This is a genomic window from Desulfolithobacter dissulfuricans (assembly GCF_025998535.1).
In the GTDB taxonomy this organism is placed as follows: domain Bacteria; phylum Desulfobacterota; class Desulfobulbia; order Desulfobulbales; family Desulfobulbaceae; genus Desulfolithobacter; species Desulfolithobacter dissulfuricans.
This window is the reverse complement of the sequence record NZ_AP024233.1, coordinates 3147704-3174574: the sequence shown is the minus strand read 5'-3', so window position 1 is coordinate 3174574 and position 26871 is coordinate 3147704. Positions and strand designations below refer to the sequence as shown.

At 59.3% G+C, this 26871-nt stretch carries 27 protein-coding genes and 1 tRNA gene; 11 read left to right on the top strand and 17 right to left on the bottom strand.

Annotation, left to right across the window (positions count from 1 at the left end; translation table 11 throughout):
* Positions 1–49: 49 nt before the first annotated feature.
* Positions 50–499, bottom strand: coding sequence for a universal stress protein (locus GF1_RS14185; protein WP_267927205.1), 450 nt, complete (start codon positions 497–499; stop codon positions 50–52).
* Between the two features lie 237 nt (positions 500–736).
* Between GF1_RS14185 and GF1_RS14180 the strand changes: the two genes are divergently transcribed.
* The 4 genes from GF1_RS14180 (at position 737) to GF1_RS14165 (ending at position 4261) form a co-directional block, all read left to right on the top strand.
* Positions 737–880, top strand: a complete 144-nt coding sequence (locus tag GF1_RS14180; RefSeq protein WP_267927204.1) for a hypothetical protein — start codon at positions 737–739, stop codon at positions 878–880.
* 255 nt (positions 881–1135) lie between these two features.
* Positions 1136–1834 (top strand): cytochrome c biogenesis protein CcdA, encoded by a 699-nt coding sequence (locus GF1_RS14175; protein WP_267927203.1) that lies wholly within the window; start codon positions 1136–1138, stop codon positions 1832–1834.
* Positions 1835–2271: 437 nt separating this feature from the next.
* Positions 2272–3327 (top strand): IS110 family RNA-guided transposase, encoded by a 1056-nt coding sequence (locus GF1_RS14170; RefSeq protein WP_267926464.1) that lies wholly within the window; start codon positions 2272–2274, stop codon positions 3325–3327.
* Between the two features lie 436 nt (positions 3328–3763).
* Positions 3764–4261, top strand: coding sequence for a TlpA family protein disulfide reductase (locus GF1_RS14165; protein ID WP_267927202.1), 498 nt, complete (start codon positions 3764–3766; stop codon positions 4259–4261).
* A 123-nt stretch (positions 4262–4384) separates the two neighbouring features.
* Here GF1_RS14165 and GF1_RS14160 read toward each other — a convergent pair whose 3' ends face one another.
* The 9 genes from GF1_RS14160 to GF1_RS14120 all read right to left on the bottom strand — a co-directional run bounded on the left by GF1_RS14160 (position 4385) and on the right by GF1_RS14120 (position 12988).
* Complete coding sequence (locus tag GF1_RS14160; protein WP_267927201.1) at positions 4385–5470, bottom strand: SPM autocatalytic domain-containing protein; 1086 nt, start codon at positions 5468–5470, stop codon at positions 4385–4387.
* A gap of 408 nt (positions 5471–5878) precedes the next feature.
* A complete protein-coding gene (locus tag GF1_RS14155) occupies positions 5879–6982 on the bottom strand; it encodes an AI-2E family transporter (protein ID WP_267927200.1) in 1104 nt (367 codons plus the stop codon).
* Positions 6983–6985: 3 nt separating this feature from the next.
* Complete coding sequence (gene bioA, locus GF1_RS14150; RefSeq protein WP_435051713.1) at positions 6986–8284, bottom strand: adenosylmethionine--8-amino-7-oxononanoate transaminase; 1299 nt, start codon at positions 8282–8284, stop codon at positions 6986–6988.
* Positions 8285–8313: 29 nt separating this feature from the next.
* Positions 8314–9447, bottom strand: a complete 1134-nt coding sequence (locus tag GF1_RS14145; RefSeq protein WP_267927198.1) for an Lrp/AsnC ligand binding domain-containing protein — start codon at positions 9445–9447, stop codon at positions 8314–8316.
* Positions 9404–10030, bottom strand: a complete 627-nt coding sequence (locus GF1_RS14140) for a metallophosphoesterase family protein (protein WP_267927197.1) — start codon at positions 10028–10030, stop codon at positions 9404–9406. The genes GF1_RS14145 and GF1_RS14140 overlap by 44 nt, the downstream gene beginning before the upstream one ends.
* Positions 10031–10040: 10 nt before the next feature.
* Positions 10041–11024: a biotin synthase BioB gene (gene bioB, locus GF1_RS14135; RefSeq protein WP_267927196.1), complete on the bottom strand. Its 984-nt coding sequence runs from the start codon at positions 11022–11024 to the stop codon at positions 10041–10043.
* A 50-nt stretch (positions 11025–11074) separates the two neighbouring features.
* Complete coding sequence (locus tag GF1_RS14130; protein ID WP_267927195.1) at positions 11075–11701, bottom strand: hypothetical protein; 627 nt, start codon at positions 11699–11701, stop codon at positions 11075–11077.
* Between the two features lie 24 nt (positions 11702–11725).
* Positions 11726–12295, bottom strand: coding sequence for an AmmeMemoRadiSam system protein A (amrA, locus tag GF1_RS14125; RefSeq protein ID WP_267927194.1), 570 nt, complete (start codon positions 12293–12295; stop codon positions 11726–11728).
* A gap of 180 nt (positions 12296–12475) precedes the next feature.
* Positions 12476–12988 (bottom strand): LEA/WHy family protein, encoded by a 513-nt coding sequence (locus GF1_RS14120; RefSeq protein WP_267927193.1) that lies wholly within the window; start codon positions 12986–12988, stop codon positions 12476–12478.
* 117 nt (positions 12989–13105) lie between these two features.
* On the opposite strand from GF1_RS14120, the gene GF1_RS14115 reads away from it, so the two are divergent.
* Positions 13106–13195: transfer RNA gene (locus tag GF1_RS14115), tRNA-Ser, on the top strand.
* Between the two features lie 155 nt (positions 13196–13350).
* Here GF1_RS14115 and GF1_RS14110 read toward each other — a convergent pair.
* Positions 13351–14238, bottom strand: a complete 888-nt coding sequence (locus tag GF1_RS14110; protein ID WP_267927192.1) for a M15 family metallopeptidase — start codon at positions 14236–14238, stop codon at positions 13351–13353.
* Positions 14239–14456: 218 nt separating this feature from the next.
* On the opposite strand from GF1_RS14110, the gene pyrG reads away from it, so the two are divergent.
* The 5 genes from pyrG to GF1_RS14085 all read left to right on the top strand — a co-directional run bounded on the left by pyrG (position 14457) and on the right by GF1_RS14085 (position 19528).
* Positions 14457–16112: a CTP synthase gene (gene pyrG, locus GF1_RS14105; RefSeq protein WP_267927191.1), complete on the top strand. Its 1656-nt coding sequence runs from the start codon at positions 14457–14459 to the stop codon at positions 16110–16112.
* 82 nt (positions 16113–16194) lie between these two features.
* Positions 16195–17043: a 3-deoxy-8-phosphooctulonate synthase gene (gene kdsA, locus GF1_RS14100; RefSeq protein WP_267927190.1), complete on the top strand. Its 849-nt coding sequence runs from the start codon at positions 16195–16197 to the stop codon at positions 17041–17043.
* Positions 17036–17671, top strand: a complete 636-nt coding sequence (locus GF1_RS14095) for a KdsC family phosphatase (protein WP_267927189.1) — start codon at positions 17036–17038, stop codon at positions 17669–17671. The genes kdsA and GF1_RS14095 overlap by 8 nt, the downstream gene beginning before the upstream one ends.
* Entirely contained in the window at positions 17668–18240 is a 573-nt protein-coding gene (lptC, locus tag GF1_RS14090; protein ID WP_267927188.1) for an LPS export ABC transporter periplasmic protein LptC, read from the top strand. The genes GF1_RS14095 and lptC overlap by 4 nt, the downstream gene beginning before the upstream one ends.
* Before the next feature lie 64 nt (positions 18241–18304).
* On the top strand, positions 18305–19528 hold the full coding sequence (locus tag GF1_RS14085) for an LL-diaminopimelate aminotransferase (protein WP_267927187.1): 1224 nt from the start codon (positions 18305–18307) through the stop codon (positions 19526–19528).
* Between the two features lie 120 nt (positions 19529–19648).
* Here GF1_RS14085 and GF1_RS14080 read toward each other — a convergent pair whose 3' ends face one another.
* On the bottom strand, positions 19649–21115 hold the full coding sequence (locus tag GF1_RS14080; protein WP_267927186.1) for a tetrathionate reductase family octaheme c-type cytochrome: 1467 nt from the start codon (positions 21113–21115) through the stop codon (positions 19649–19651).
* A gap of 284 nt (positions 21116–21399) precedes the next feature.
* Between GF1_RS14080 and GF1_RS14075 the strand changes: the two genes are divergently transcribed.
* Positions 21400–22770 carry a sigma-54 interaction domain-containing protein gene (locus GF1_RS14075; RefSeq protein ID WP_267927185.1) on the top strand — a complete coding sequence of 457 codons (1371 nt, stop codon included), beginning with the start codon at positions 21400–21402 and terminating at the stop codon, positions 22768–22770.
* An 8-nt stretch (positions 22771–22778) separates the two neighbouring features.
* On the opposite strand, the gene GF1_RS14070 is transcribed toward GF1_RS14075, so the two are convergent.
* The 5 genes from GF1_RS14070 to def all read right to left on the bottom strand — a co-directional run bounded on the left by GF1_RS14070 (position 22779) and on the right by def (position 26787).
* Entirely contained in the window at positions 22779–23573 is a 795-nt protein-coding gene (locus GF1_RS14070) for an amidohydrolase family protein (protein WP_267927184.1), read from the bottom strand.
* A 73-nt stretch (positions 23574–23646) separates the two neighbouring features.
* Positions 23647–24105 carry a phosphatidylglycerophosphatase A family protein gene (locus GF1_RS14065; protein ID WP_267927183.1) on the bottom strand — a complete coding sequence of 153 codons (459 nt, stop codon included), beginning with the start codon at positions 24103–24105 and terminating at the stop codon, positions 23647–23649.
* Between the two features lie 6 nt (positions 24106–24111).
* Positions 24112–25296 carry a nickel pincer cofactor biosynthesis protein LarC gene (gene larC, locus GF1_RS14060; RefSeq protein ID WP_267927182.1) on the bottom strand — a complete coding sequence of 395 codons (1185 nt, stop codon included), beginning with the start codon at positions 25294–25296 and terminating at the stop codon, positions 24112–24114.
* Positions 25297–25309: 13 nt separating this feature from the next.
* Complete coding sequence (fmt, locus tag GF1_RS14055; protein ID WP_267927181.1) at positions 25310–26278, bottom strand: methionyl-tRNA formyltransferase; 969 nt, start codon at positions 26276–26278, stop codon at positions 25310–25312.
* Positions 26275–26787 (bottom strand): peptide deformylase, encoded by a 513-nt coding sequence (def, locus tag GF1_RS14050; RefSeq protein WP_267927179.1) that lies wholly within the window; start codon positions 26785–26787, stop codon positions 26275–26277. Before def ends, fmt begins: the two co-directional genes overlap by 4 nt.
* Between the last annotated feature and the right edge of the window lie 84 nt (positions 26788–26871).

Here is a 26871-nt window from a genome sequence, read left to right as displayed (position 1 = left end):
GGTGATTTTCATGGTGAACCACGGGCTGGGTGGCGGGGTTATATCGGGGTTATTTAAACGGGTTGAAGGTGAGAACCGGACACGGTGCCTTCTTCACCACTTTTTCCGCGGTGCTGCCCATGAGGATTTTCTCCAGTCCCCTGGTGCCATGGGTGCCGATGATGATCATGTCGGCCTTTTCCGCTTCGGCCAGGGCGATGATCTCCTCCACCGCATCACCGACCGCGACCCTGCCTTCCGCTCCTTTTTTGAGGTCCTTGTGATCTTCCACCAGGGCCTCAATCTTTGCCTTGCTCGCCTTCTTCAGATCCTCGATCATCTGGTTGAAAGAGGGGTGGACCAGCATCATCTCATATCCCTTGAAGTCACTGACCACATGGAAAAAGATAACATGGGCGCCCAGCTTTTCCGCCACACCGGTGGCATAGTCGACCACCTTGTTGGTAACGCTTGAAAAGTCGACCGGGATGATCACTTTGTTGATCTCAACTTCTGCCATTTTCAGTACCTCCTGTTCCTGGTAGTAAAAGAAGTCGTTCCTGAGCTGCCCGTCTCGCGAGTACCTGAATCCGTGAAGCTGTACTTTCACCGCATCCGCTGCGTCATCAACGATTGTCAGAGCGTCACTCCAGTCAATGGGCCTCTTCCCCGGAGTCTCCGCTTACCTGCGTATGCGGCAGTGTGCCGAAGACAGACGAAACTCCAGCTTCACGGATTCAGGGAGTAGTAGCTCTTAGTGAAGACAATTGACACCAGGGCCATTGTTGTCAATATTTTGCGCAGACCTTTATTGCGTTCCCGGACCGTACCGGGCAAACAGAAAAAAGAATGCGGCCAGGCCGGGTGCGGAATGGCTGAGGAGAGGGCCGGGCAGGTGTAGGCTGTGTGCCTGGCCGGGAAAATTACGAAAAAATGAGGCGTTGCCATGGGTTGGCAGGGCTTTTTGCCCGGTAGCTGATACCATGGAGTGGTAAAAGGACGTTGCAATTTCTGCTGATGGTATTAGCGTATGAACACCTGATCATATGTTTGGCGGGCCGGCCGTCAAGCCGAAAGGCGGGCCGATTCCAGGGCCTGTGGACAGGATGCACCAGATAATTCTTCATACAACCTGGAGTTTGCGATACAGGCTTTTATGGAACAGTTTCTTAACCAGATAGACAGCTACCTGCAGGGTTCCATGCTGCTGGCCTTTGTGGCGGCCTATGTCGGTGGCCTGCTGGCCAGCCTGACCCCCTGTGTCTACCCGATGATTCCCATCACCGCCGGGGTGATCGGTAATGCCAATGTGGGTGGCTCCAGGGGGCGCGGGTTCCTGCTTTCCATGGCCTATGTGGTGGGCATGGCCTGCACCTATGCCGCTCTCGGGCTCTTTGCCGCTGCCACCGGCAGGTTCTTTGGCACCATCAATACCAGTCCCTGGACCTTTTTCCTGGTCGGCAACATTATTCTGCTTCTGGGCCTTGGTATGCTCGATGTCTTTCAGCTGCCGACCTTTGCGCCAAGGATAACCACGAAGATCAACGGTGTTCCAGGGGTGTTCGCTGTCGGCATGGCTTCGGGCCTGATCGCCGGGCCCTGCACCGCGCCGGTGCTCGGGGCCCTGCTGGCCTACGTGGCCACCACCGGCAACCTGATTCTCGGCGCCTCGCTGCTCTTTATCTTCTCCTTTGGAATGGGCGCCATTTTGCTGGTGGTGGGAACCTTCTCCGGAGTGCTGGCCAGTATTCCCCGTTCCGGGACCTGGATGGTGATGATCAAGAAGGTGATGGGCTTTTTCATGATCGGCCTGGCTGAGTATTTCCTGATCCAGGCCGGCAGGATGTTTCTTTGAGATGATGATGCAGACACCAGAAAATCTTATTTTTTTGTGATTACCACCGAACCTCAGCTTGAAGAAGAGATACCATCGCCTGCGAGCCACGGAGCCGGGCAGCAACAAAAACCGCCCGGACTTCTCGTTCCTCCGCTCCTGCGGTGAACGTTCCATCACCCCAGGTACCGCTCCCGCGGTACCCTGATGTACCTGGCAGGGATGGCCCATGGTTCGCAAGGCCCGCAGACAACCATCGCAGAGACCAGTTGCTCCGGCACCTGTTTCCGGCATTACCCCGCAGAGCGGGGCATGGCCTGCCGCCACTTCGTCGGCTACCCGGTCACCTGCGTGACACCGCGGAGGTAAAATGAGAAGGCTGATTCCCCGCGAGCTGTGTTATAAACACGCTCAAGAATAACCGCAGTCGAATGCTGCACAACCTGGGAGAACCAGCCATGCACAATGTAACAATCGGAATGGACCTTGGCGATAAAAATCATGTTATCTGTATTGTTGATCATGCAGGCCGAATCGTGCGTCGAGATACGGTTACTAATACCAGAGAGGCGTTGAGTGAGTTTTTCTCACCCCATAAAGGGGCAACTGTTGCCCTTGAAGCCGGTACCCATTCGGCCTGGATCAGCAGGCTGTTATCCAGGCTGGGCTGCCATGTTTTGGTTGGCAACCCTCGTAAATTACGCGCCATCTGGGACAGCAACGATAAATCAGATACCAGAGACGCTGAAATGCTGGCCCGCATAGCCCGGATGGATCCTGATCTGCTCTATCCGGTCAACCACAGGGGCGAACAGGCCCAGATTGATCTGGAGATATTGCAGGCCAGGGATGTCCTGGTGAGGAACCGCTCCAGCCTGATCAACCATGTTCGTGGCAGTGTCAAGGCGCTGGGATATCGCCTGCCGGGATGCAGCGCAGACAGTTTTCACCGGCAGGCAGATGAACATCTTCCTGAAGACTTACGTGGCGCTCTGGAGCCTGTATTGACAATTATCGGCCAGATTACGTCCCAGATCAAAGAATTTGACAGGGAAATAGAGCGTATCAGTGCGGAGCGATACCCGGAGACCGAATTATTGCGGGCCATAAAAGGAGTTGGTCCTCTGACGGCCCTGGCCTTTCTATTAATCGTGGAAGACCCGGCACGATTTGGCAAAAGTAGACAGGTTGGATGTTTTCTTGGCCTGACTCCCCGCCGCGACCAGTCAGGAGAAACCGACAGGCAGCTTCGGATAACCAAAGCGGGCAACCCCTATCTGCGGAGGTTACTGGTCGGTTCGGCCCAGTACATCCTGGGACCTTTTGGAGAGGATTGCAATTTACGAAGATTTGGTCTTCGCCTGGCAGCCAGGGGAGGTAAAAACGCAAAGCGTCGTGCCGTGGTTGCCGTAGCCAGAAAACTGGCGGTACTCATGCATCGCCTCTGGCAGCACGGTGAGATATATGACCCTTTTTACAAACCGCAATCTCGCCCCCTGGCAAAGGCTGCGTAGAAAACCCGGTTGAACCAGAGAGTGAACAAAGGGAAAAAAGGATGTTTTTCCTTCTGTTTCCAAAGGCAGTTGAGAGTTTTTAATATCTCCCTCAAAAAAACGTCCCGTCCGGAAGACTGCGTGACACCGCTCGGTCCGTCATCAGCCAGTGACATATTCAAAGACCGCCGCGGAGGTTGCAGCTTCCACGACGGATTGTACGATGCATCGAGCTTATGGCTGAGCTCTTTATATGAATGCGAATGGAAGCCTGACGTTACAGGGATTTATAAAAAAAATGGTTCGCCACGTCGAACTTTTCTTGACAAGCCTTCTCATGGAAGCGGTGATCACGAGTTGTTCCACAGGTAGAGAGAAGAAGCGATGTTATCCCTCCTGTCGGTGACAGCTGAGCTTTGATGGTAATCACATATTTTTTTTTCTAACGGAGGACCAGATGCTTAGACGATCCATACCTTTTCTTTTTCTTTCTCTCTGTTTCCTGTTGCTGCCATTGACGGCCAGCGGGGCGATCAAGGTGGGCGATACCGTTGCGCCCTTTACCGGCACCGACATGAACGGCCGTCAGGTGGATCTGGGCCAGGTAATCGGCAAACAGCCGATCATGCTGATATTCTGGGCCTCCTGGTGTCCCAACTGCAAACGGGAAGTGCCCAGGGTCAACGAGCTCCAGGAGAAATACGGGTCCCGGGGAATGTATTTTCTCGGGATAAACGTGGGGTTCAACGATTCCCCGGAACGGGCCCGTGCTTTCATGGAATCCACCGGTATGAACTACCCGGTACTCTTTGACAAGCAGGGGACGATTTCGAGACAGTACGGGGTACAGGGCGTACCGACCATCATCGTCACGGACAAAAGTGGCCGGGTGGTTTTCAAGAACTTCGGTGTCCCGGAAATAACCGACGAAAATTTCAAACAGCTCAGCCAGTAGCATCTCCCCGGCAGCCGCTGAACATGGGAACGCCCGGGCGTTTCAGGTTCCTGGCTTCGGGACCAGGCCGCTCTACGCTTCCCGGCGGTGTCCCGGATGATGGGCGGCGCTTCGGGCCTGTTCTCAGATTTTCATATCCAGTTGCTGAACGGTTCCGACCTGACCGTCATTGCCGAGAAAGACACCAGTGCTTCTGATCTGACCCTGGGTCTCGTTGTTTTCGTCCTTGAGGGTAAAGGGAGTAGTCTCGTGGCCAAGGTAGATGGCGCCAATGTTTTTTGCGCCCAGGGCAAAGAGCTGCCGCTCTCCGGACATGGTCTGACTCCAGATACGCAGGCGGGAGTAGATGACATCGTTTTCATCAATCCAGCCGTTGCCATCCTCATCAAACGCGGCCAGTTCGTTAAACCCATCGCCGGTACGGGCGCCAAACAGTTCCGATCCATCAGTAATGATCCCGTCATTGTTGCGATCGAGCGCCAGAAAACCGGATCCCGGGCCGACAAAACGGAGCTGGTCCTCGCTGCCATCCATATCCAGATCAAACTGGAAGCTGGTCTGGGTAAGCTGGGCTGCCGTACCGCTGAAGTTGATTACCAGTGGATCCTTGAGCGCGTCTCCTGCCTTGATGGACAGGGACTGTTCACTGTAGAACTCGCGGCTCATGTTCAGGCTCAGATCAAAGCTGATTTCCTGGCCGTCCGCGGTCCTGATTGTTCCGGAGGCAGTGAAGCTGGTGGATTCATATTCATAGTGGGACTGCAGGTACTGGTATTCCAGGCCCCATCCTTCCGACGCCATTGCCGCGTCTTCTTCAGGCACGGCAGCCGGGACATCATCTGGAACCTCACCTTCAGATACCAGGTTGCCAGGCTCGTAAATTTTGATTTCTCGACCGGTTAGCCGTTCTATCAGGGCCTTGAGAAGCTGGGTTTTGAGGTCATACATGGACCGGTCTTCAGGGTCCAGCGACCCGGCCTCGCCCCTGACCGCTTTCCGATGCCTGGCCTCCTGGGAAATCTTTACCTGGACCGCCTCGTTTTCAGTAATTTTTTCGGCAAGTTTTTTTAATTTTCCTTCCCCTCCATGATGCTGAAGTCGCTCTGAATCCCGTCCCTTTTTCCAGTACACAAGGGACTCCTCTTCTTTATCGCGCTCTACAGCGGTACGGGAACTGGACATGAGAATAGCGGAATCGGTGATGATCATGGCGGACCCTCCCTGGTCGAATGGTGAAACGGTGAACCTGTGAAATAACCGTCCTCCGTGACGGTATATTCCTTATCGATCTGATCGGATGGCCAAGGAGAAATGTTTAGCCCGCATATTTCACAAGCGATCTACTGCAAGGCCTGAAAACACCTCGCCTGCTGCGTCACAGCTTCAAAAAGAGTCCTCGAAATATTTCAATATGTCTGCGGCTCTTTTTGAAGCTGTTCCTTGCATTCACTGCGTTTTCAGGCCTTTCGCCACGATCATTGTGAAATATGCGGGTTAGGAAAAAACGCAAAAACAGGCAGGAGTGTGCAATAATCGTTGCCGGCGGGAGAGAAAACGGACAACTCGAAAGAGCAGCGTTCCCTGGGGACCTGACCTGGCGGGGGCGGTTTCGGGATGTCAGCGGTCGTCATCTCCGGGGCGGCCTTTTCGCTCGCCGAGGATGGATTTGACCTCGGGCAGGTAGTCTTTGAACGAGTCGGCGTAAATCTCCCAGATGGTGACAAAGAGCGCGGCAATAATCGGGCCGATGATAATGCCCAGCAGGCCGAACATGGCGATTCCGCCAAGGGTGCCGAACAGGACCAGCAGGTCGTGCATCTCTGTGTCCTTGCCCACAAGTCTTGGCCGGAGCAGGTTGTCGATGTTGCCGGAGACCACGCCGCAGGTAATGACCAGGATGGCGACCCCGGTCCAGTCGCCGGCCAGGCCCAGGAAGACCACCGCCGGACCCCAGACCAGGGACGTGCCCACCGCCGGAATGATGGACAGGACAGCCATGACCGTGCCCCAGAAGACTGGACTGGGGATCCCGGCCAGGTGAAAGCCAATGCCGCAGATGACCCCCTGGATGAGGCCGATGATCATGGTGGATTTGATGGTGGCCCTGGTCACCGAGGTGAAACGTTCAAGGAGTCGTTTTTCGTCATGGTCCTCCAGGGGCAGGGCATAGAGGATCTTTTCCAGCAGCAGGTAGCCGTCGCTTAAAAAGTAGAACATCACATAGAGCATGATGATGGTCATGACCACCGCGTTGACCGTCAGCCGGGTGGCCGAGGACAGGGAGTTGACCAGAAAGGTGGACACGTGGCCCACCAGTTCGCCGCCTTTCTGGATGATCAGGTCCCGGTAGGGAAGAAATTCCTCGTAATAGGGGAGGCGTTCCAGGTAGTGGGAAAGCGCCGAGGGCTCCTGGAGGAAGGATTGGACCCACGGGGTCACCGACTGGCCCACGTGGATGGCCTGGGTGACCACCACCCCGAGCAGCGCTCCCAGCGGCAGAAGGATCAGGCAGACGATACCGAGGATGGTCAGTATGGAGGCCAGCCTGGAGCGGCCGCCCAGCCGGTCTTCCAGCCAGTGGTACATGGGGGATGCCAGGGCGGAAAACAGGCCGGCCAGGAAGATGGGCATCAGGAACTGGCTGATCATGTTGAGAAAGAGGCCGGAGATGGTGAGAACCAGGGCCAGGAGTACGGTTTTGTTGACGAGTTCTCGGTTCATTGGTCACCCATCCTGTCGGTGGTGAAGATATTCGACGCTCCGGACCAGGGCCGTGGTCAGGCGTCGCAGGTCCTCCGGCTCGATGATATAGGGCGGCATGAGGTAGATGAGGCGGCCAAAGGGACGGATCCAGACTCCATCTTTCACGTACAACTTCTGGAGGACGGCAACGTCCACGGCCTCATCCATCTCCACCACCCCGATCCCGCCCAGGACACGGACATCGGCGACTCCGGGCAGATCAGCGGCCGGGGCCAGTTCGGCTCGCATCTGTTCTTCCATGGCCTGGATTTTCTCTTCCCAGGGGGTATCGAGCAGCAGGTCGATGGAGGCGGCGGCCACCCGGCAGGCCAGGGGATTGCCCATGAAGGTGGGGCCGTGCATGAACACGCCGGGGCTGGCATTGGAGATGGTCTCGGCCACCTCACCGGTGGTCAGGGTTGCGGCCAGGGTCATGGTGCCGCCGGTCAGGGCCTTGCCGAGGCAGAGGATGTCCGGGACGATGGCCGCGTGTTCCATGGCAAAGAGTTTGCCGGTCCGGCCAAAGCCGGTGGCGATTTCATCGAAGATGAGCAACAGATCGAACTGATCGCACAGGGCCCGCAGCTCTTTGAGATACTGCGGATGATAGAACCACATTCCGCCCGCGCCCTGGACCACCGGCTCGACGATCACCGCCGCCATTTCCCGGTGGTGGGTTTCCACCAGGCGCACGGTCTCGACGATGTCCTCCGGGTCCCAGGGGTCGGTGAAACGGCACATGGGCCGGGGGGCGAAGAGCTGGCGGGGCAGGGCATGGGAGAAGATGGTGTGCATGCCGGTCACCGGGTCGCAGACCGACATGGCGTGGAAGGTGTCACCGTGATAGCCGCCGCGGATGGTCAGCATCCGGTGTTTTTCCGGGCAGCCGCGGCCATGCTGGTACTGGAGCGCCATCTTGAGGGCCACCTCCACGCTCACCGAGCCGGAGTCGCAGAGAAAGACCCGGTCCAGGGGGGCCGGGGTGATCCGGACCAACCGCTCGCTCAGGGCCACGGCCGGTTCATGGGTCAGGCCGCCGAACATCACGTGGGCCATCTCGTCGGCCTGCTCCCGGAGGGCCTGGATGAGTACCGGGTGGCTGTAGCCATGGATGGCGGCCCACCAGGACGACATGCCGTCGATCAGTTCCCTGCCGTCGGCCAGGCGCAGCCGGACCCCGGAGGCCGAGCGGACCGGGTAAACCGGCAGTGGATCGGTCATGGAGGTGTAGGGGTGCCAGATATGGTTACGGTCGAACGCCAGCAGCTGTTCCTGGTCCATTCTTTCTACCGGACTGCAGGGCATGGAGGTCATGGGGCCAGGGTGTCCTGGCCCTTGATTCTGGAGATGCCGGGGATCAGGGTCTGGGAGGAGTGGACGCCCTTGAGGGTGCGGATGTTGGTGTGGGTGAACTGGGAGATCAGTTCCGCATCCGAGGAGAGCAGGTCCCGTTCCAGGGTCACCTTGATGATGAGATCGATGGCGCCGTGCACCGAGTGGACTTCGCTCACTTCGTCGATGGCCATGAGCCGGTCGATGATCCGCCGCTCCTGTCTGCCATCCACGTTGAGGAGCACGAAGAAGGTGATCCTGTACTTCATGTCCGGGTATTCGTTTTTTTTCAGGTCAGCCATTTTTTTCCGGAATGCCTCCATGTCACGGGGGATCAGTCTGTCGATCCCGATGCCGTAATGTCGGGCCGCGCCTTTTTCCCATTGCTGGACCGAGATGTAGAGATAGAGATCGTCCACGGTCCGGCCGGGAAAGGACTTGGCCAGGCCGCTCTTTCTGATCAGGGCGGCCAGGGGTTGGTAAATGGTCTGGTACCAGTCGGCGGCAGCCTGCTGGTAGGTGTACTCCTGGCCCTTTTCCTGGATAAGAAACTGCTGGTGGCGGCAGATCTGCTTTTCCAGGTGGTGGTACTGGCCCGGTTCGGTGAGCTGGATGGAATCGATGAGTCCGGCCTTGTCCCGGAATTCTATCTTCTCCAGGTAGAGCTTGTTGTCGATGGTCTCGCTGGAGGGCAGGAGCTCGACGATGCGGGCGCTGATCCGGTCGCGTCCCAGTTCCCGGGCCGCCATGACCCGGTGGTGCCCGTCCAGGATGTAGTACTCGTCCTTGATCAGGTACAGGGCCACCGGCGGCATGGGCTTGCCGTCGCGCATGGCCCGGAGGATGGCCTGGTAGCGGGCGTTGCCGTCGCGGTCCTTGAGCTTGAACGTGGCATCAAAGTCCTGGTAGCGGCCTACCGTGCCCACGATGCGGGCCACCTCGACCTGGGAGGTGCCCCGATCCACACTCTCATGGGCCTGTTCGGCCTCGCATACCTCGTTGAACCGTTTGGGGCCATCAGTGGCTTCCCGGGACGGTTGTCCGGCTCCTATCCCTTTTTTGAAGCAGTCAAGCAGGCTGCTCAGGCGAGACGGGCTCGATTTCGAAAACATGGTAACCATAACTGTTGATGACCCGGGTGGGTCCGACATCGGTTATCCTGTCGGCGTTGCGGCCGAACAGGGCATGGATGTGGCCATGGATGAAGTATCTGGGCCGGTATTTTTTTATCAGTGTGTTGAAGCAGCGAAAGCCCCGGTGGCAGCGATCCTCGGCATCGTGGATGTGCCGGGGCGGCGCATGGGCAAAGACAATGTCGAGCGGTTTCCTCCAGCGGGCGAAATAATTGGCCGGAGAGATGAAGATCCGCCGGATCATGCTGCGCATTTCGCTTTCATGGTACTGATGTACACCGCCATTGTACCAGCGTGAGCCGGGTAAGCCCAGGATTGCCAGCCCGTGGGTGGTGATTATTTTGCACGACAGGTCCGTGCAGCCCATGGGCGGGGACTGCTGGTAGCGGATATCATGGTTGCCGGGCACGTAGTAGAGATCCGCATTGATGAAGCTCCGGAGCCGGGCCAGGTATTCCGGGGCCAGGTCGCCGCAGGAGAGGATCAGCCGGACGCCCCGGGTGAGTTCAGGTTTTTCCAGGAGTTCGGGCATTTCCCGGTCGGCAACGGTCAGTACTTTCATGGACTGCCGATCACCGGGGACTGGGTGCGGGCTCTGCAAAGGTATATCCCAGCGCTTCGAGCCGCTCCAGGTCGTCGCTTATCGAGGGCCCGGCCGTGGTGAGGTAGTTGCCGACAATGGCACCGTTGGCCCCGGCGGTAAAGCACCGGTACTGTTCCTCCTCCAGCTGCTGTCTGCCGCCGGCCATGCGTATGACCGCGTTCGGGTTGATCAGCCGGAACAGAGCGATGGTGGTCAGCACTTCTGTAAGGGGCAGGGGCTCAAGGCTGGCGAACGGGGTGCCGGCAATGGGTGTCAGGATGTTGATGGGAATGGACTTGATCCCCAGTTCGCGCAGCTCGAAGGCCAGCTCGATGCGGTCTTCCATGGTTTCGCCCATGCCGATGATACCGCCGGAGCACAGCGACATGCCGGCCTCCCTGGCATGGTGCAGGGTTTCGACCTTTTCTTCCCAGCTGTGGGTGGTGCAGACGGTGGGGAAAAAGGCGCGGTTCGCCTCCAGGTTGCAGTGGTAGCGGCTTACGCCCATTTCCCGCAGGCGGCGGGCCCTGTGGTTGTCCAGGAGCCCCATGGAGGCGCAGAAGTCCATGGAGGTCCTGCGGGCCATCTCCTGGTAGATGGTGGCCAGCCGATCCAGGGCGGGGTCGTTGACGCTCCGGCCGCTGGTGACCAGCGAGATGCGGTGCACGCCGTGGGCATCGTTGTCCAGGGCCATTTCCATGGCCGTGTCCATGGCTACCACGTCATAGCGCTGGATGTCGGTCCGGTAGCGGGCCGACTGGGCGCAGAACCGGCAGTCCTCGGAACAGTTGCCCGAGCGGGCGTTGATGATGGAGCAGAGGTGGAACCGGTTGCCCATGAAATGGCGGCGTATATCATCGGCCAGCTGGTGCAGGGCTTGCGGGTCTGGAGTGTGGCCAAGGCGCCGGGCCGTTTCCCGGTCCAGTTCCTGGCCGTGGATCAGCTGTTCACGGATATCAACAAGAGACTGCATGCGCATTCCTCACGGGTGGGGGGGACAAGGTCGCCAGGGCCATTTTCGGACTATTTTTCGCAGTGGGATTTGGGAATCCGGGGTGGTCCTTCAACGATCATCTCGGCAATGGTCTTCTTGACCCTGGGGTAGAGGTGGCGGCGGTTGCCGAGCAGCTCGTTTTCCAGGGCGGCCAGCCGCCTGAGCAGCGGGGTGCGGTCCATGGCCGGAGCCTCATTTTCGTCCTCATACCGCTTTTCGACGATTTCCTGGCAGCGGAAACATCCCGGGAAGCGCAGGAGCTGTCCGTCGGGCCGGGTCATGGTTGCCGGGATTCCGTGCATGCGGCAGATCAGCATCCGGTGATCGTAGAGGGCGCACAATCCATTTTCGTTGAGCGGGCACATGAGCTGGGGACGTTCGCCCCGGGCGAGGATTTTTTTGCTTTCCCGGACGTATTCCTCCGCCCGTTTGAGGATACGCTCCAGCAGGTCATCGTCCACGGCCCGGAGGCCTTCCCACAGGTAGGCCCACTCGCTGTAGGTGTGGTGCTGGAACCAGGAATCGCAGCAGTTGTCCGGACAACCGGTGCAGGTCATGGTTATGCGGCGGGCCACTTCATCATAGCCTTCCTGCATTTTGGCGTAGATATCGGCCAGTTCACTTGAGAGTTCGGGCGGGAGAAAAATTTCCTTCATAAGCAGATCCGTTCCGGTCCGTACTTACCGGTTTTCTTCAAAATGTTGTACCTGGTAGGTGAGCACGGTCAGCTCGCCACTCATCCAGGCGTTATCCGGCAGCCCTGCCTTGCGGCAGAGATGGGTGAGAAAGAGCTCCGGGGCCGGCAGCTGTTCCCAGACCTGGGGCAGGAACGTGGCACTGGCTCCCCCACCCTGGATGATAACCCCGTCTACGCCGGGCCGCAGTTTGCGAATCAGGTCCTTGCCGTCGGTATAGGTCAGTTCTCGGGGCTGGGAGAGGATCGAGATGTCGATCTGCAGCTCATCCACCTCGTCGGCCGTCACCGGCGGAAATCGGGGATCATGAAAGGCCGCATTGATGGCATTACGCTCCACGCCCACGACAATGGGTTCGGTGCCCACCAGGCTGCCGATACAGCCCCGCAGCATACCATGTTTGTTCAGGGTGACAAAGACTCCGCGTTTTTCCTGCAGGGCCGGATCACTGAGTTCATCCGCGCTCACCGGTTTCCGGACCGGCAGTCCGAGCCGCTCCATGATAGTCTGTCTGGCCAGTCGCAGCAAGATCTGGCCCTGTTTCTCTGTCAGCATGGCTTGCCCTCCCCTGTTGGTTTTTCACCGTTGAGGCGGCTTTGAACCGCTACCGTCATCATAAGGTATCCCTGGTGATAAAAACATTATGTCCTTATGTTGCCGTGTCAACTTGACTTGAATTGATCCGGAGGCACAGCCCTGCACTCCGTGTCCGGCCCGACCTCCCGGAGGTGTGGATCAGGGGCGGTGCATGGTATCGGTCAGCGGGATTTCCCCTGCGGTGCTGAAGGGTACGGACAGGTTCAGGCTTTCTGCCAGGCGCACCTTGCCTTTGAGCACATACCGAAGTGGTCTGGCCTCGGGTGCCGGGCGGTTGACACCCTGGAGCGCTTTGAAGGCAGAGGAAAAGACGTCCACCATGGAAGCGTACACGGTCACCGGCACCGTTGCCGCGCCAAAGGCGGGAATCCGGATCTGGCCGTCACTGATGCCGCTGGCGAAATGGCGGCCGTTGATCTCCAGATCACAGGTGATGCCGGCGATGCTCAGGGGAAAATCATTGGGGTTCATGATCCGCAGCTCAACAAGAAAAACGGTTTCCAGGGGGCGGACGGTCTGGATCCTGAGATCGGCCAGGCTGACTTTGGGGGTGCTCAGTCCGGACTGCACGGCAGCGCATCCTGCCAGGAGCACCAGGCCGAGAACCAGGGAAAGGTGTCGGGAAAAATAACGTTGTTGCGGGGTGATCATGTGGGACTCTCCTGGGTGGTGAGGGAACCTGGATTGTAAACAGCTGCAGGCCGGCTGTCAATGGGACAGGTCTGTCTTGACGTTCTAAGCAAGAGAGGGTACCTTTTGCCTGCATACGGAGGGATGCCGGAGTGGTTGAACGGGGCGGTCTCGAAAACCGTTGTGGGTTTACGCCCACCCAGGGTTCGAATCCCTGTCCCTCCGCCAGTTTTTACACGAAAAATTTGTCCGGGTCCTTGCAGCCCGCTATCGGTCACTGATAGCGGGCTTTTTCTTTTTCACCGGATGTGCAGCGCCATCAGGCCATGCGGCTCAGGGTGGCGGACCAGCCTGGAGGTCGTCAACGGCCTGACGCTGTTACTTCAATCCTTGCTCCTTTCTTGAGGGGGGTGTGTCTTCCCGGCCTTGCGCATATCTTCTTGCCGTTGCAGAGCTGTCGCTGTCTGTATATCGGGATTTTCGGCTGGGCTCCTGTATCGCCAGTGCCAGGGTTCCCAGGGGTGGCGGGGATTGTTTTCCGGGTAGGTTTCGGTGAAGCCGAAGAAGGCGGCATGCCGGCGGAGCCACTGGTACTGGGGGGTTCCGGCAAAGCGCCAGTTGCTGGGGCTGAAGTCCACCGCAGTGCCGAGCCGGTGTTCGGAATAGCCGGGTGGGGCGACGAACCGGGCAATCTCGGCAAAGGTTTTGCCTTTTGCCAGCTGGCGGGCGAAGATTTTCTTCTGGTACCAGGTGGAGCGATAGCCGGAATCGATGGTCAGGAGGATGTCGTTCTTCCGGGCCGCTTCCGCCATGGTCACCAGGGCGTCGCGGGCAGCCCTGGCCAGGTAGATGGTCCCGCCGTCATGAACGAGGTGGGCCGGAACCCGGGCCAGTTCCGCCGGTGCGGGGCCGGGTTCCTCGATTTTCTGTCCCAGCCAGGCGATGGGCACCGCATAGCTTCTGCCATCGATCACCACTGTTTCAGCCGAAGGTTCCTTTGCCTCCCTGAAAACTGTTTTTTTGGTCCTGGTGGCCGTGAGCCTGATCAGGGGAGGTACCGCATGTTTTCTGCTCCCGGGCACGATGGTTTTCTGTGGAATCGTGGCCAGGGGTGCGGCGTCGCTCCCGGCCGGTGGGGGCGTCTGGGCCTGGTTCGGGATGCGGGTTGCGGGCGGGTGGGCCTGCCGTCCACAGGATGAGAGCAGGGGCAGGCCGCAGAGCATGACGAGCAGGCCGACCAGGTTCCTGGTCTTTCTTTTCTGTACGGGCATGGTGGTGGTTCTCCGGGGTCACCGCACTGTAAGATGTCGGGGTGACAGGGTCAGAATCGTTGCCCCACTATAGCCTGTCCCTGCCGGGAAATCCAGCCGGAGGGGATTGTGGATTTCGTTGTCAAGGTCTACTTGATGGTGTATAGTTTACCCGGTTTCCGGGAGGCGGCACCAGCTTGGTGCTGCCATTTTCTTTTTCCAGCAGTACAGGTGGTGGCATGAAAGTACAACCGACCAAGAAAACCAAGTTTATTTTTATTACCGGTGGCGTTCTTTCCTCGCTGGGAAAAGGGCTTGCCGCCGCCGCAATCGGTGCCTTGCTGGAAAGCCGGGGAATGACGGTGACCTTCCAGAAGCTGGATCCCTATATCAATGTGGACCCCGGCACCATGAATCCCTTTCAGCATGGCGAAGTCTATGTCACCGACGACGGCGCCGAGACCGATCTTGACATGGGGCATTACGAGCGCTACACCAACGCGGTCATGGCCCAGATCAACAACTATACCTCCGGCCGGATCTACTACTCGGTTATCATGAAGGAGCGGAGGGGTGAATACCTGGGCGGCACGGTCCAGGTCATCCCCCATATCACTGACGAGATCAAGGCGGCGGTCCTCCAGCTCGACGGCACCGTGGACGTGGCTATCATCGAGATCGGCGGCACCATCGGTGATATCGAAGGGCTGCCCTTTGTCGAGGCCATCCGCCAGCTGCGGGGTGATCTCGGCCGCGAATACACGCTGTTCATCCATCTGACCCTGGTTCCCTACATCAAGACCGCCGGCGAGGTCAAGACCAAGCCCACCCAGCATTCGGTCAAGGAACTGCTGGCCTCGGGAATCCAGCCCGATATCCTCATGTGCCGTACCGAGGTGCCGCTGGACAAGGGGCTGAAGGAAAAGATCGCCCTGTTCTGTAACGTGGAGCCGGAGTCGGTCATCACCGCCATTGACGTGGACACCATCTACGAGGTGCCCCTCAAGCTGCATGAGGAAGGCCTGGACGACCGGATCCTGGAAAAGCTCGGCATCTGGACCGGGGCTCCGCATATTCAGCCCTGGGAGGAGCTGGTCGAGAAGATCAAGAATCCCAGACACACCGTGACCATCGGCATCACCGGCAAATATGTCGATCTCAAGGAGTCCTACAAGAGCCTGCACGAGGCCCTGGTCCACGGCGGCATTGCCAACGACGCCAGGGTGGAGCTCAAGTACATCAGTGCCGAGGACCTGGAGGAGGACGATCCCGAGACCCTGCTCAGGGAGTGCGACGGGTTGCTGGTGCCCGGTGGTTTCGGCAGTCGCGGTATGGAAGGTAAGATCCGGGCCATCACCTATGCGCGGGAAAACAGGATTCCCTTTTTCGGCATCTGCCTGGGCATGCAGCTGGCGGTGGTCGAATTCGCCCGCAACATCGCCGGCATGGAAGGGGCCCATTCCACCGAGCTTGACCGGGAGACGTCCTATCCGGTCATCTATCTGATGAAGGAGTGGTACGATTTCCGCACCGGCAAGACCGAGATCCGGGACGAGAACTCCGACATGGGCGGGACCCTGCGCCTGGGGGCCTATCCCTGCAAGCTGAGAAAGGGAACCCTGGCCCATGACGCCTACCAGCAGGACGAGATCAGCGAACGCCACCGGCACCGCTACGAGTTCAACAACCAGTTTCGCGATCAGCTCCAGGAGGCCGGTCTGGTGATCAGCGGTACCTCGCCCGACGACGAACTGGTGGAAATTGTCGAACTGCGGGATCATCCCTGGTACCTTGGCTGCCAGTTCCATCCTGAGTTCAAATCCAAACCCATGAAGGCCCATCCGCTGTTCCGGGAATTTATCCGGGCCTCGCTTGAAAACAAAAACCTAAATTGAGCGTTTCACCCATCTGCAAATGAAAATCGCTCAATTTAGGAAAAAGTAAGGACACTGCCCTGGCAGGAATCGGTACCCACTCATGCAGACCATTACCCTCAATAATCTGCCGGAAGGCAGGACCATTACGGTTGGCCCGGGCCAGCCACTGCTGCTCCTGGCCGGACCCTGTGTCCTGGAGTCCGGGGAACTGGGCTGGGAGATAGCCCGGGAGATGAAGGATATCTGCGCCCGGCTCGGCATCTCGTACGTCTTCAAGGGCTCCTTTGACAAGGCCAATCGCACCTCGCTGCGTTCGTTCCGTGGGCCTGGCCTGGAAAAGGGGTTGCGCCAGCTGGGGCGGATCCGTGAGGAGGTCGGGGTGCCGGTGGTCTCCGACGTCCACGAACAGGGCCAGGTGGAGATGGCGGCCGAGGTGCTTGATATCATCCAGATTCCCGCCTTTCTATGCCGGCAGACGGACCTGCTGGTGGCGGCGGCCAAATCCGGCAAGACGGTCAATCTGAAAAAAGGACAGTTCGTCTCGCCCTGGGACATGGAACACGCGGTGGGCAAGCTCCGTGACGGCGGTTGCGACCGGATCCTTCTGACCGAGCGTGGCGCCAGCTTTGGTTACAACAACCTGGTTGTGGACATGCGCTCCCTGCCGGTCATGCGGGGCTTCGGCTGTCCGGTGGTCTTTGATGCCACCCACTCGGTCCAGCTCCCGGGCGGGACCGGCGGCAGCTCCGGCGGCCAGCGGGAATTTGTGCCCACCCTGGCCCGGGCAGCCATGGCGGCCGGCATCGACGGACTGTTCATGGAGGTCCATCCGGATCCGGACAAGGCCCTGTGCGATGGGCCCAACAGCTGGCCCCTGGATCAGGTGGAGCCGCTCCTGCGGCAGCTGCTGGCCATCCGGGCGGCCCTTGACGAGGATCAGAATGGATAATGGTTCCTGCCCCACCGGCCCCGGCGGCTACTCGGACTGCGACCTGACCGCGGCCCTGCTGGCGCGGGCCCGGGAAAAGAATCGGCCCGTGGAGCGGGACGAGGCCTGGCAACAGGCCCTGCCCAGGGCCCGGCAGGTGGAGTTGCTGCTTCTGGATGTGGATGGCGTTCTCTCCGACGGGACCATCATCTATACCCATGATGGCGGCGAATCCAAAGGGTTCAATACCCAGGATGGCTTTGGCCTGCGCATGCTGCAGGACGCCGGCATCCAGGTGGGGGTGATCACGGCCCGCAGTTCCGAGGCCGTGAGCCGGCGGGCCCGGGACCTGGGCTTTGCCCATGTCTACCAGGGTCGGGGGGACAAGCAGACGGTGTATGAGGAGATCCTGACCCGCACCGGCCTGCGTCCCCAGCAGACCGCCTACATGGGAGACGACTGGCTGGATCTGCCGCTTCTGACCCGGGTCGGCTTTGCCGCCGCCCCGGCCACAGCGGTTCCCGAGGTGCGCCAGCGGGTTGATTACGTTACCCACCGGCCGGCCGGTCACGGGGCGGTCCGCGAGGTCTGTGACCTGATTCTCGAGGCCCGTGGCGATCTGGCCCGGTTCCTCAGGAAATACATATGATCCGGCTGGTCAGGAATCCACGCAACCTGCTCTGGCTGCTGCCGCTGGTCCTCTTTTTGACCGCTCCGCTGTGGAAACCGCCAGTCACTGCCTTTCTCAAGCCCCGGGTGACCGCCACCCCGGTCAAAGGAACCGGCCCCGGGGTGAGCCAGAACTTCACCATGGATTCCGTGGCCATCACCCTGGCCAGCCAGGGCCGGGTGGACTGGGTTATCCATGCCAGCCGGGCCCGGACCGGGAAAAACGAAAACGAGATCCTCATGGTCGATGTTCAGGCGGTCTATACCGGTGGGGACGGCGAGAAGATGGAAATAACCAGCAGGAAGGGCACCTATCATATCTCCCGGCGTCATCTGATTCTGGAGGACAATGTGGTCCTGCAGAAACCGGCCCGCGGCGAAGAGATGTTGACTGACCTGCTCCACTACTATGATGACACCAAGATGGTGATCAGCCCGGTGGAGGTGGAGATAACCAGCCCGGATTTCACCCTTCGGGCCGGGCGGATGGAATACGACCTGGTGGCGAGCTGGTATGATTTTTCTGACCGGGTGGTGGTGGATTTCTGAGGTTCTCCGCCCGGGGTCAGAAATGCCGCCGGAAACCGAAAAAAACAATGTATTGGAAGGGATTATGCTCCATATTAACGAACATTACCTGAAACTGCAGGCGTCCTATCTTTTTTCCGATATCGCCAAGCGGGTGGCAGCCTTCCAGGATGCCAACCCGGACATGGATATCATCAAACTCGGTATCGGTGACGTGACCCGGGCTCTGCCCGGGGCCTGCGTGGCCGCCTTTCACAAGGCGGTGGATGAGATGGCCACCGACGCCGGGTTCCACGGTTATGGCCCGGAACAGGGCTACGCCTTTCTGCGCGAGGCCATTGCAAAACATGATTTCCAGGCCCGGGGGGCGGATATCTCGGCTGATGAGATCTTTGTCTCGGATGGTGCCAAGTGCGACACCGGAAATTTTCAGGAGCTGTTTTCCACTGACGCCCGGGTGGCCATTCCCGACCCGGTGTATCCGGTCTATCTCGATACCAATGTCATGGCCGGCCGTACGGGTGAGTTCCGTGATGGCCGCTACGAGGGCGTGGTGTATCTCGATTCCACGAAAGAGAACAACTATGTTCCGGAGCTGCCCTCCGAACCGGTGGATCTGATCTATCTCTGCTTTCCCAATAATCCGACCGGTTCGACCATCACTAAAGAGCAGCTCAAGACCTGGGTGGATTATGCCAGGGAGGAGAAGGCACTGATTCTCTTTGACGCCGCCTACGAGGCCTTTATCCGTGATGACTCCCTGCCCCATTCCATTTACGAGATCGAGGGTGCGCGCGAGGTGGCCGTCGAGTTCCGTTCCTTTTCCAAGAATGCCGGCTTCACCGGCACCCGCTGTGCCTATACCGTGGTGCCCAGGGAATGCGTGGCCTATGACAGCCAGGGCAACAGGCAGCCGATTCATCCGCTGTGGAACCGGCGGCACTGCACCAAGTTCAACGGTGTCTCCTACCCGGTGCAGCGGGCTGCAGAGGCGGTGTACAGCGATGAGGGCAAGGCCCAGATCAGGGAGCTGGTCGGCTATTATTTAAATAATGCCGATCTGATTGCCAAGGCTGTTGGAGAGCTGGGATTTGAATATGTGGGTGGTAAGAATTCACCCTACATCTGGATATGGGGAGATCGGGATTCCTGGGAGTTCTTTGACCTGCTGCTCAACAAGGCCGGTGTGGTATGCACCCCGGGTGCGGGTTTTGGTAAATGCGGCCAGGGCTACATCCGTCTTTCCGCCTTTAACTCGTATGAAAATGTGGCCCGGGCCATGGAGCGTATCCGGCAGGCATTGGCGTAGGACTGTTTGCAGGGACGTCCGTATCCGGAGGACGGCCTCGAATTGCATGTTCAAACAACAACAGGCCCTGTTCCGCATCGCGGAGCAGGGCCTGTTGTATTTCGGCAGAATCTGACCTGCCTATTTACGCTTCAGCTTGGCGTCCTTGGGATCCATCTCGTAACCCAGCGCCTTCCAGTCCATCCGTCCTTCGGGACCGTGGCAATCCCTGCAGCGCAGGGCGTCCTTGGCCGGAGATACCTGATGGTTGATGGGCCAGTAGGTCAGGGTCGGGGCAAAACCGTACTCGCCACTGAACTTAAGGCCGGCAGCCTTCATGCCTGCAGCAGCAGCCTTTTTCCAGTCGAAATTCACCCAGTAGGCATCCGGATCTCCCTTGGGACCCCACACCTTGGGCACGATCAGGTACTTGTTCCTGGTGTCATAGATCTGGTTGCCCTTATGTACCTTGAACGGCATGAGCTTGGCATCCGGATCATCCTTGGAGCCAAGCGGATAATTGAGCTTGGTGGGGACGGTGGGGTCAATCCTGTCGCCCAGCTGATACGCACCGGCTTTACCATTGTACCAGGCATAGGTTGGCATAACCTTCTGCTCGTAGACAAATTTGCCCTTCTTGAAGATATAGACCTTGTGGCCGTGTTCCTTGATAATCCGCTTATCCTTGGGCAGGGTTTTGGGATCCTGCGCCTTGGACCAGTCCCAGGACATCTTGGTGGCATCTTTCTTGGCAAAGAACGGGATATGGCAGGTCTGGCAGGCCACCCGCTTGGCATGTTTGTTCAGGGTACCGCGAACCGGTGAATTTTTATGCGGTGCGGCGTCATGGCAGTCTGTACAGTTGACCGGATTGTCACCGCCGGGCGAAACGAGCAGGGCATTGCCCTTGATATTATGCTGCTCGGTGGCATGGCATTCCTGACAGGCAAAGTTGTTTCCGTCGGCAGCCATATGGACATCGATCTCCTTGCTCGGCTTCACCAGAGACATGTCGATGTCTCCATGCTTGACATTGTTGCCGCCACCGCCATTGGCATGGCAGATCAGACAGTTCAAGCGGCTCGGTTTTCCGGCATTCTGCGCCACCTTGACCAGGTCTACCGGTTTTTTGTCAAATTTTGGATTGCCGGTGTATCCGGCGGGCATGCCGGCGCCGGCCGGCGCATCCTTGGCCTTGTTGTAGGTGCCGGTGGTATCGTGGCAGGCCAGACAGTCAACCCGCGACTCATCGGTAAAGTCAAAGGTATCATCTTTCCATCCATATCCGACATGGCAGCTCGTGCATCGCGGCCAGTTGGATTTGATGGAGATGCAGAAATTGTTGATCGCGTTCTTTTTACCCCGTACCACTTTGCCCTTGCCCTCGAGTTCCTGCTCCCTGGCCCATGTCCAGTGCGAGGACCGCATCACCTCGCTGGCCGCGTCCTCGTGGCACTCGAGACAGGCCCGGGTCACGTCCATGGGGGTCGCAAAGGGGCCGCTGATTTCAGCGTGATCTTCCGGCACCTCCGCCGCCATGGCCTGGCCACCAACCATGAGCAGAGCTGCGGAAAAAACGGTAAGCGTTGTTCTGTACATCTTGTTCATCTTTTCCTCCTTTGTTGCATTCTATAAAAAGATACAATGTGTTGTCTTCAATCTCGTCTTGCCTGAAGAAGCAAGGATGATGCCAGAAGGCGACAAGGACAGTGGCCAGAAAAATATCTTGAATATCATGTGGTTACCTGGCAGGAGAGGGTGAGCCCTTTGCAGGGAGACGGTCTTTTCTGTTAATAGGTATGTTTCGGTATTGTTTCGGTTAACGTTTCTTGTTAACCTTTACATTGTGTTGGTCGGCCGATGAACTTTTCAAAACCAGGAACGGAGCTGTCGTGATCACCGAATACTTCTGCGAGAACTGGAAACACGTGATCGACACCATGACCGAGGGACTCATGATTGTCGATACCGACGGGACCATCCTCTACGTGAACAAGGCCCTGCAGGAACTGCTGCAGTATTCCCAGGAGGAGCTGGTGGGTAATACCTGTGAAATACTTGCCTGCAGCAGCTGTTTTGACGAGAGCAGGAACAACGGGGAAAAGCATTGCGGCCTGTTCACCAGGGGCAAGGTGCGCAACCTGCGCTGCGCCTTCAAGTGCAAGGACGGCCGGCGGGTGCAGGTGTACAAGAACGCCACGGTCCTGCGGGATGAGGACGGCAACATCGTCGCCGGGGTGGAGAATCTGACCGACATTACCCCGGTCCTCTCCCGGGAGGCCGAGATTCGGGCTCTGCGGCGCCAGCTCAAGATCGAGGACAGCTTCCACGGCATGATCGGGGTGTCGACGGTCATGCAGAACATGTATCAGCTCATCGAGAGCGCCGCCCTGTCGGATGCGCCGGTGCTCATCTACGGCGAGTCGGGCACCGGCAAGGAGCTGGTGGCCGACGCCCTCTACCACCTCAGTCCCCGCCGGCAGGGCCCCTTTGTCAAGGTCAACTGCGCCGCCCTTAACGAGAGTCTGCTGGAAAGCGAGCTTTTCGGCCATGTCAAGGGGGCCTTCACCGGGGCCGACCGTTCCCGCAAGGGGCGGTTCGAGGCTGCCCACACCGGCTGCATCTTCCTGGACGAGATCGGCGACATGCCGCTCTCGACCCAGACCAAGCTGCTGCGGGTTCTGCAGGAGCAGGAGTTGGAGCGGGTGGGAGACAACCGGACCATAACCATCGATGTCCGGGTGATAGCGGCCACCAACCGCGACCTGGAGGAGATGATGCACAAGGAGACCTTTCGCCAGGATCTCTACTACCGGCTCTCGGTTATTCCCATCCATGTGCCGCCCCTGCGGGAGCGGTGCGACGACATCCCGGTGATCACCAAGCATCTGATACGCCGCCTTGAACTCAAGACCGGCAAGCCCATCTCCGGCATCACCAGGAACGCCATGGATCTGCTGCTCTCCCATCCCTGGCCCGGGAATGTTCGCGAGTTGATAAATGTGCTTGAGTACGCCTTTGTCCTCTGCCACGACGAAGAGATCGATGTGGCCCATCTGCCGGCCTATCTCTATGGCAGGCCTCGCAGCGCCTGCGGCGCCAGTCTGCAGAAGTCATCGGCCCGGCTCGCCGGTGACGATGAAAAAAGCCGAATCCAGCGAGCCCTGAAAGCCACCGGCGGCAACAGGACAAAGGCGGCCGAGTTAATCGGTATCAGCCGGGTAACTCTGTGGAAACGGATGAAAAAATACGGTTTGAGTTGAGAAGTTTTCTAGATTCCCAGCAGCGTCCGCCCGTTTTCCCGGACAATCTCCCGGAAGAGATCTTCGTCCAGGTCGAGCCGTCGAAGCATTTTCAGGGTGGTGGCCTGGTCGGACCAGGGTGAGTCAGAGCCAAAGAGGATATAGCCGCGCGGATGGGAGGTAATCATGTCCCGCAGGCGGATCTGATCGAGGAAATCCAGAGAAAAGGAGAGTTCCATGTAGATGGGGCGGCCGGTGAGCAGCCTCCGGACCTCGTCCCACATGTTCCAGCCGCCGAGGTGGGTGGTGACCAGTCGCAGGTCAGGGAACCGGGTGACCAGGTTGAGGATGCGCCGGGGCGAGGCGCAGTCGGAGTCGGGAAAGCCGATGTCCTGGCCGGTGTGGAGGATCAGCAGCAGGTTTTCCCGTATCAGGGCCTCGTAGAGTGAGTCCAGGGCCGGATCGTCGATGACGAACTCCTGGTAGAAGGGGTGCATCTTGATCCCTTTGAAACCCTTTTTACCGATGGTCCAGATATGTTTTTTCAGCTCGGGATCGGCAGGATGGACAGAGGGCAGCGGGATGATTTTTTCCGAGCGGATAGAGGCTGACCAGTCGAAGATGGCCTGGAACTGTTCGGGACGGGTGGCAATGGAGCAGATGACCGAGGTGTCGATACCGGCCCGGTCCATGGAGGCCAGCAGGCCGCAGACGGTTCCGTCGTGATAGGCTTTGACGCCGCTGCGTTTTTCCAGGGCCGGGAGCGCTTTGGTGGCCACCTGGTCGGGAAAGGCATGGGTGTGGAAATCGATGATACCGGTCATGTCTCCTGGTGGGGAAAGGATTGTGCCGCCAAGCTCATTGTATAGGCTGCCTTCGGTTCCTTGAAGAAAAAAATCAGAAAAGAGACACCAGGCGCAACCCGATCTGCAGGACCAGCAAGGCATAGATTCCGGCCATCACATCATCGAGCATGATTCCCAGTCCGCCGTGGATGTGCTGGTCCAGCCAGCTTACGGGAAAGGGTTTCAGTATGTCGAAAAACCGGAAGAGGGCGAATCCGGCCAGGGCAGCCAGCGGATGGGCCGGGGCCATGGCCAGGGCGATGAGCTGGCCGACGATTTCATCGATCACCACCAGGCCCGGGTCGCCCCGGTCAACGATTTTCTCCGCCGCCCCGGCGGCAATGGTGCCAGCGATGAGCAGCAAACCGGTCACCCCGAGATAGGCGGGCAACCCCAGGGTCCGCAGGGGAAGCCAGATGGCCACCCCGAGGGCCGAACCCCAGGTGCCGGGGGCCTTGGGCAGGTAGCCGGTCCAGGCGCCGGTGGCTATGAACATGAACAACCGATCCATGGGTCCTTATTCCTTGTCATATTTCCGGCCGGTGGCGGCTGCGGCGGTAATGGTACGGTACACGGTCTGCAGGGCGATTCCGTGCTCTGTGGCCAGGAGGCGGCATGCCTCGTATTCCGGGGTGATGACCGGGCCGGACGGCGTGTCGATCTCCTTGGCCTGGACGGGTCCCCAAGGCGTCTCCAGGATGACGCTCCGCCGGGGCAGGGTCGTGCGCTCCTCCATCCGGCTGCGCAGGCCGATGGCACTGGTCTCGGTAAGTATCAGTTGCCTGAGTTGCGGGCCACGGGCCGGTTCGACCAGTACCCGGAGCAGGTAGCCGGGGCGGCCCTTTTTCATCAGCATGGGAGTCAGGCTCACATCCAGGGCGCCGCTGTCCATGAGCCGCTGGCTCACATGGGGCCACAGCTCCCCGTTCCAGTCGTCCAGGTGGGTTTCGATCACCTCTACCCGCTGCGCTTCCCGGGCCGGAAAACCGCTGCCGGCCATGAGTCGCAGGAGATTGGGCCGTCCGTCCCGCCGCTGCATGGTGCCGGCGCCGTAACCGGTCTGTTCCAGGCACATGGGCGGCAGGGGACCAAACTCCCGGGCCAGTTCCCGCACCAGGGCCGCACCGGTGGGGGTGACCAGTTCCTGGTCCAGGTTCACGCCGTAGACCGGTACTCCGCGCAGGAGTTCACACACCGCCGGGGCCGGCAGGGGCAATTCACCGTGGGCGCAGCGGACAAAGCCGGTGGGCATGGGCAGGGGAGAACAGGTGAGATGCTCAATCCCGAGCCGGTCCAGGCCGGCCATGGCCGCTGCTACGTCCACCAGCGCGTCCACGGCCCCAACCTCGTGGAAATGAACCTCGTCGGCGGCGCAGCCGTGCACGACTGCCTCGGCCTCGGCCAGCCTGTGGAAGACGTCCATGGTCCTGCGCTGCACCCGGAGCGGGAGGGTCGACTGCTCGAGAACCTTCCGGATCTGCGGCAGGTGGCGCAGCGGCTGGGATCTGTCGCTCTCCACCCGGACCCGCACCGCTCCCAGTCCCTGGATGGTTTCCCGTGAAACCTGGACCCGGACTTCTTCCAGGCCAAGGCTTTCCACGCAGTGGTGCAGCTCGCTTTCCGGCCACCCGGCGCCGATCAGGGCCCCAAGCAGCATGTCGCCGCTGATGCCGGAAAAACAATCGAGATATCCGATACGCATGATCGGCAATGGCTCAGGAGAACTGGCTGCCCACCGGCAGATCCGTGCCGCAGAGCAGGGCCTGGATGTTCATCCGTTTTCTGCCCTCAGGCTGGATTTCCCGGACAAGAAGGTAGTTGTCGCCGGTGGCCACCAGCAGGCCGTTTTTGTCGGCCCGGCAGAGGGTGCCCGGAGGCTCGCTGACAGCGCCTTCCACCAGGGCCGGACTGTAGAAACGGTAGCGCCGGCCGTCCAGGAACGAATAGGCCGAGGGCCAGGGGTCGAGCCCGCGGATCAGGCAGTGCAGTTCCCTGGCCGGGCGGGACCAGTCCAGGTGACCCATTTCCTTTTTCAGCATGGGCGCCTCGGTGGCCTGGCTGTCATCCTGGCGGATGGGCTTCAGGGTTCCGTCCTTGAGGCCGGCGATGGCCTTGAGCAGGGTCTCGCCGCCCAGGCGGGCCAGTTTTTCGAACATGGTCCCGGCCGTGTCTTCGTCGGTGATCTCGATCCGGGCCGGAAGGAGGATATCGCCGGTGTCCATGCCCTCGTCCATCTGCATGATGGTTACCCCGGTCTCGGTCTCGCCGTTGATCACTGCCCACTGGATGGGGGCGGCGCCCCGGTATTTGGGGAGCAGTGAGCCGTGGACATTGATGGTGCCCATGGGCGGCAGGTTGAGGAGTCGGCCGGGGAGGATCTTGCCGTAGGCCGCCACCACGATCAGGTCCGGGTTCATTTCCCGGACCTGGTCGAGGAACTCGTCGGTGCGGATGGACGTGGGCTGCAGGACCGGGAGGTCGTGCTGGAGGGCCACCACCTTGACCGGCGGCGGGCTCAGCTTTTTGCCCCGGCCCCGGGGTTTGTCCGGCTGGCAGACCACGCCGATGACGTTATCCGGACCCTCGAGCAGGGCCTGGAGGGCGGGCACTGCGAAGTCCGGCGTGCCCATGAACAGGATGCGGAGCTTTCTGTCTGGAGCCGCATGTTCCGTCTGATCGTTCATTTTCCCCTCTGTTTGAGGATCTTTTTGAGTTTTTTCTTGTACAACCCCCTTTTCAGGGCACTGATCCGGTCGATGAACAGTTTGCCGTGCAGATGATCCACCTCGTGCTGGATGATTCGGGCAAACCGGTCTTCGGCGTCGAATTCCAGGGGCTTGCCGTCCAGGTCCTGGGCTGAAACGTGGATCTTGCGGAAGCGACGGACCCTGGAGGTGTAGTCGAGGACGCTGAGACACCCCTCTTCATCCACCACCTCGCCTTCTCCGTTGGAGATGACCGGGTTGATCAGGACAATGTATTTCTTCTCGTTTTCCTCTTTGGAAACATCAACGACAATGATCTGCTGCAGAACACCAATCTGGTTGGCGGCCAGGCCGACGCCCGGGGCATCGTACATGGTCTCACCCATGTTTGCGGCCAGTTTTTTGAGCTTGTCGTCAAAGACGGTTATTTTCTTTGCCTTCTGTCTGAGGATCGGGTCAGGGTATTTCAGTATTTTTAGTACGGCCATCGGTTGCTGCTGCTTGTTCAGGAATAGAAAAACAACCCTTTCCCTCGCCGTGCCATCACCGCGGAGGGGGTGGGGTCGGGCAGG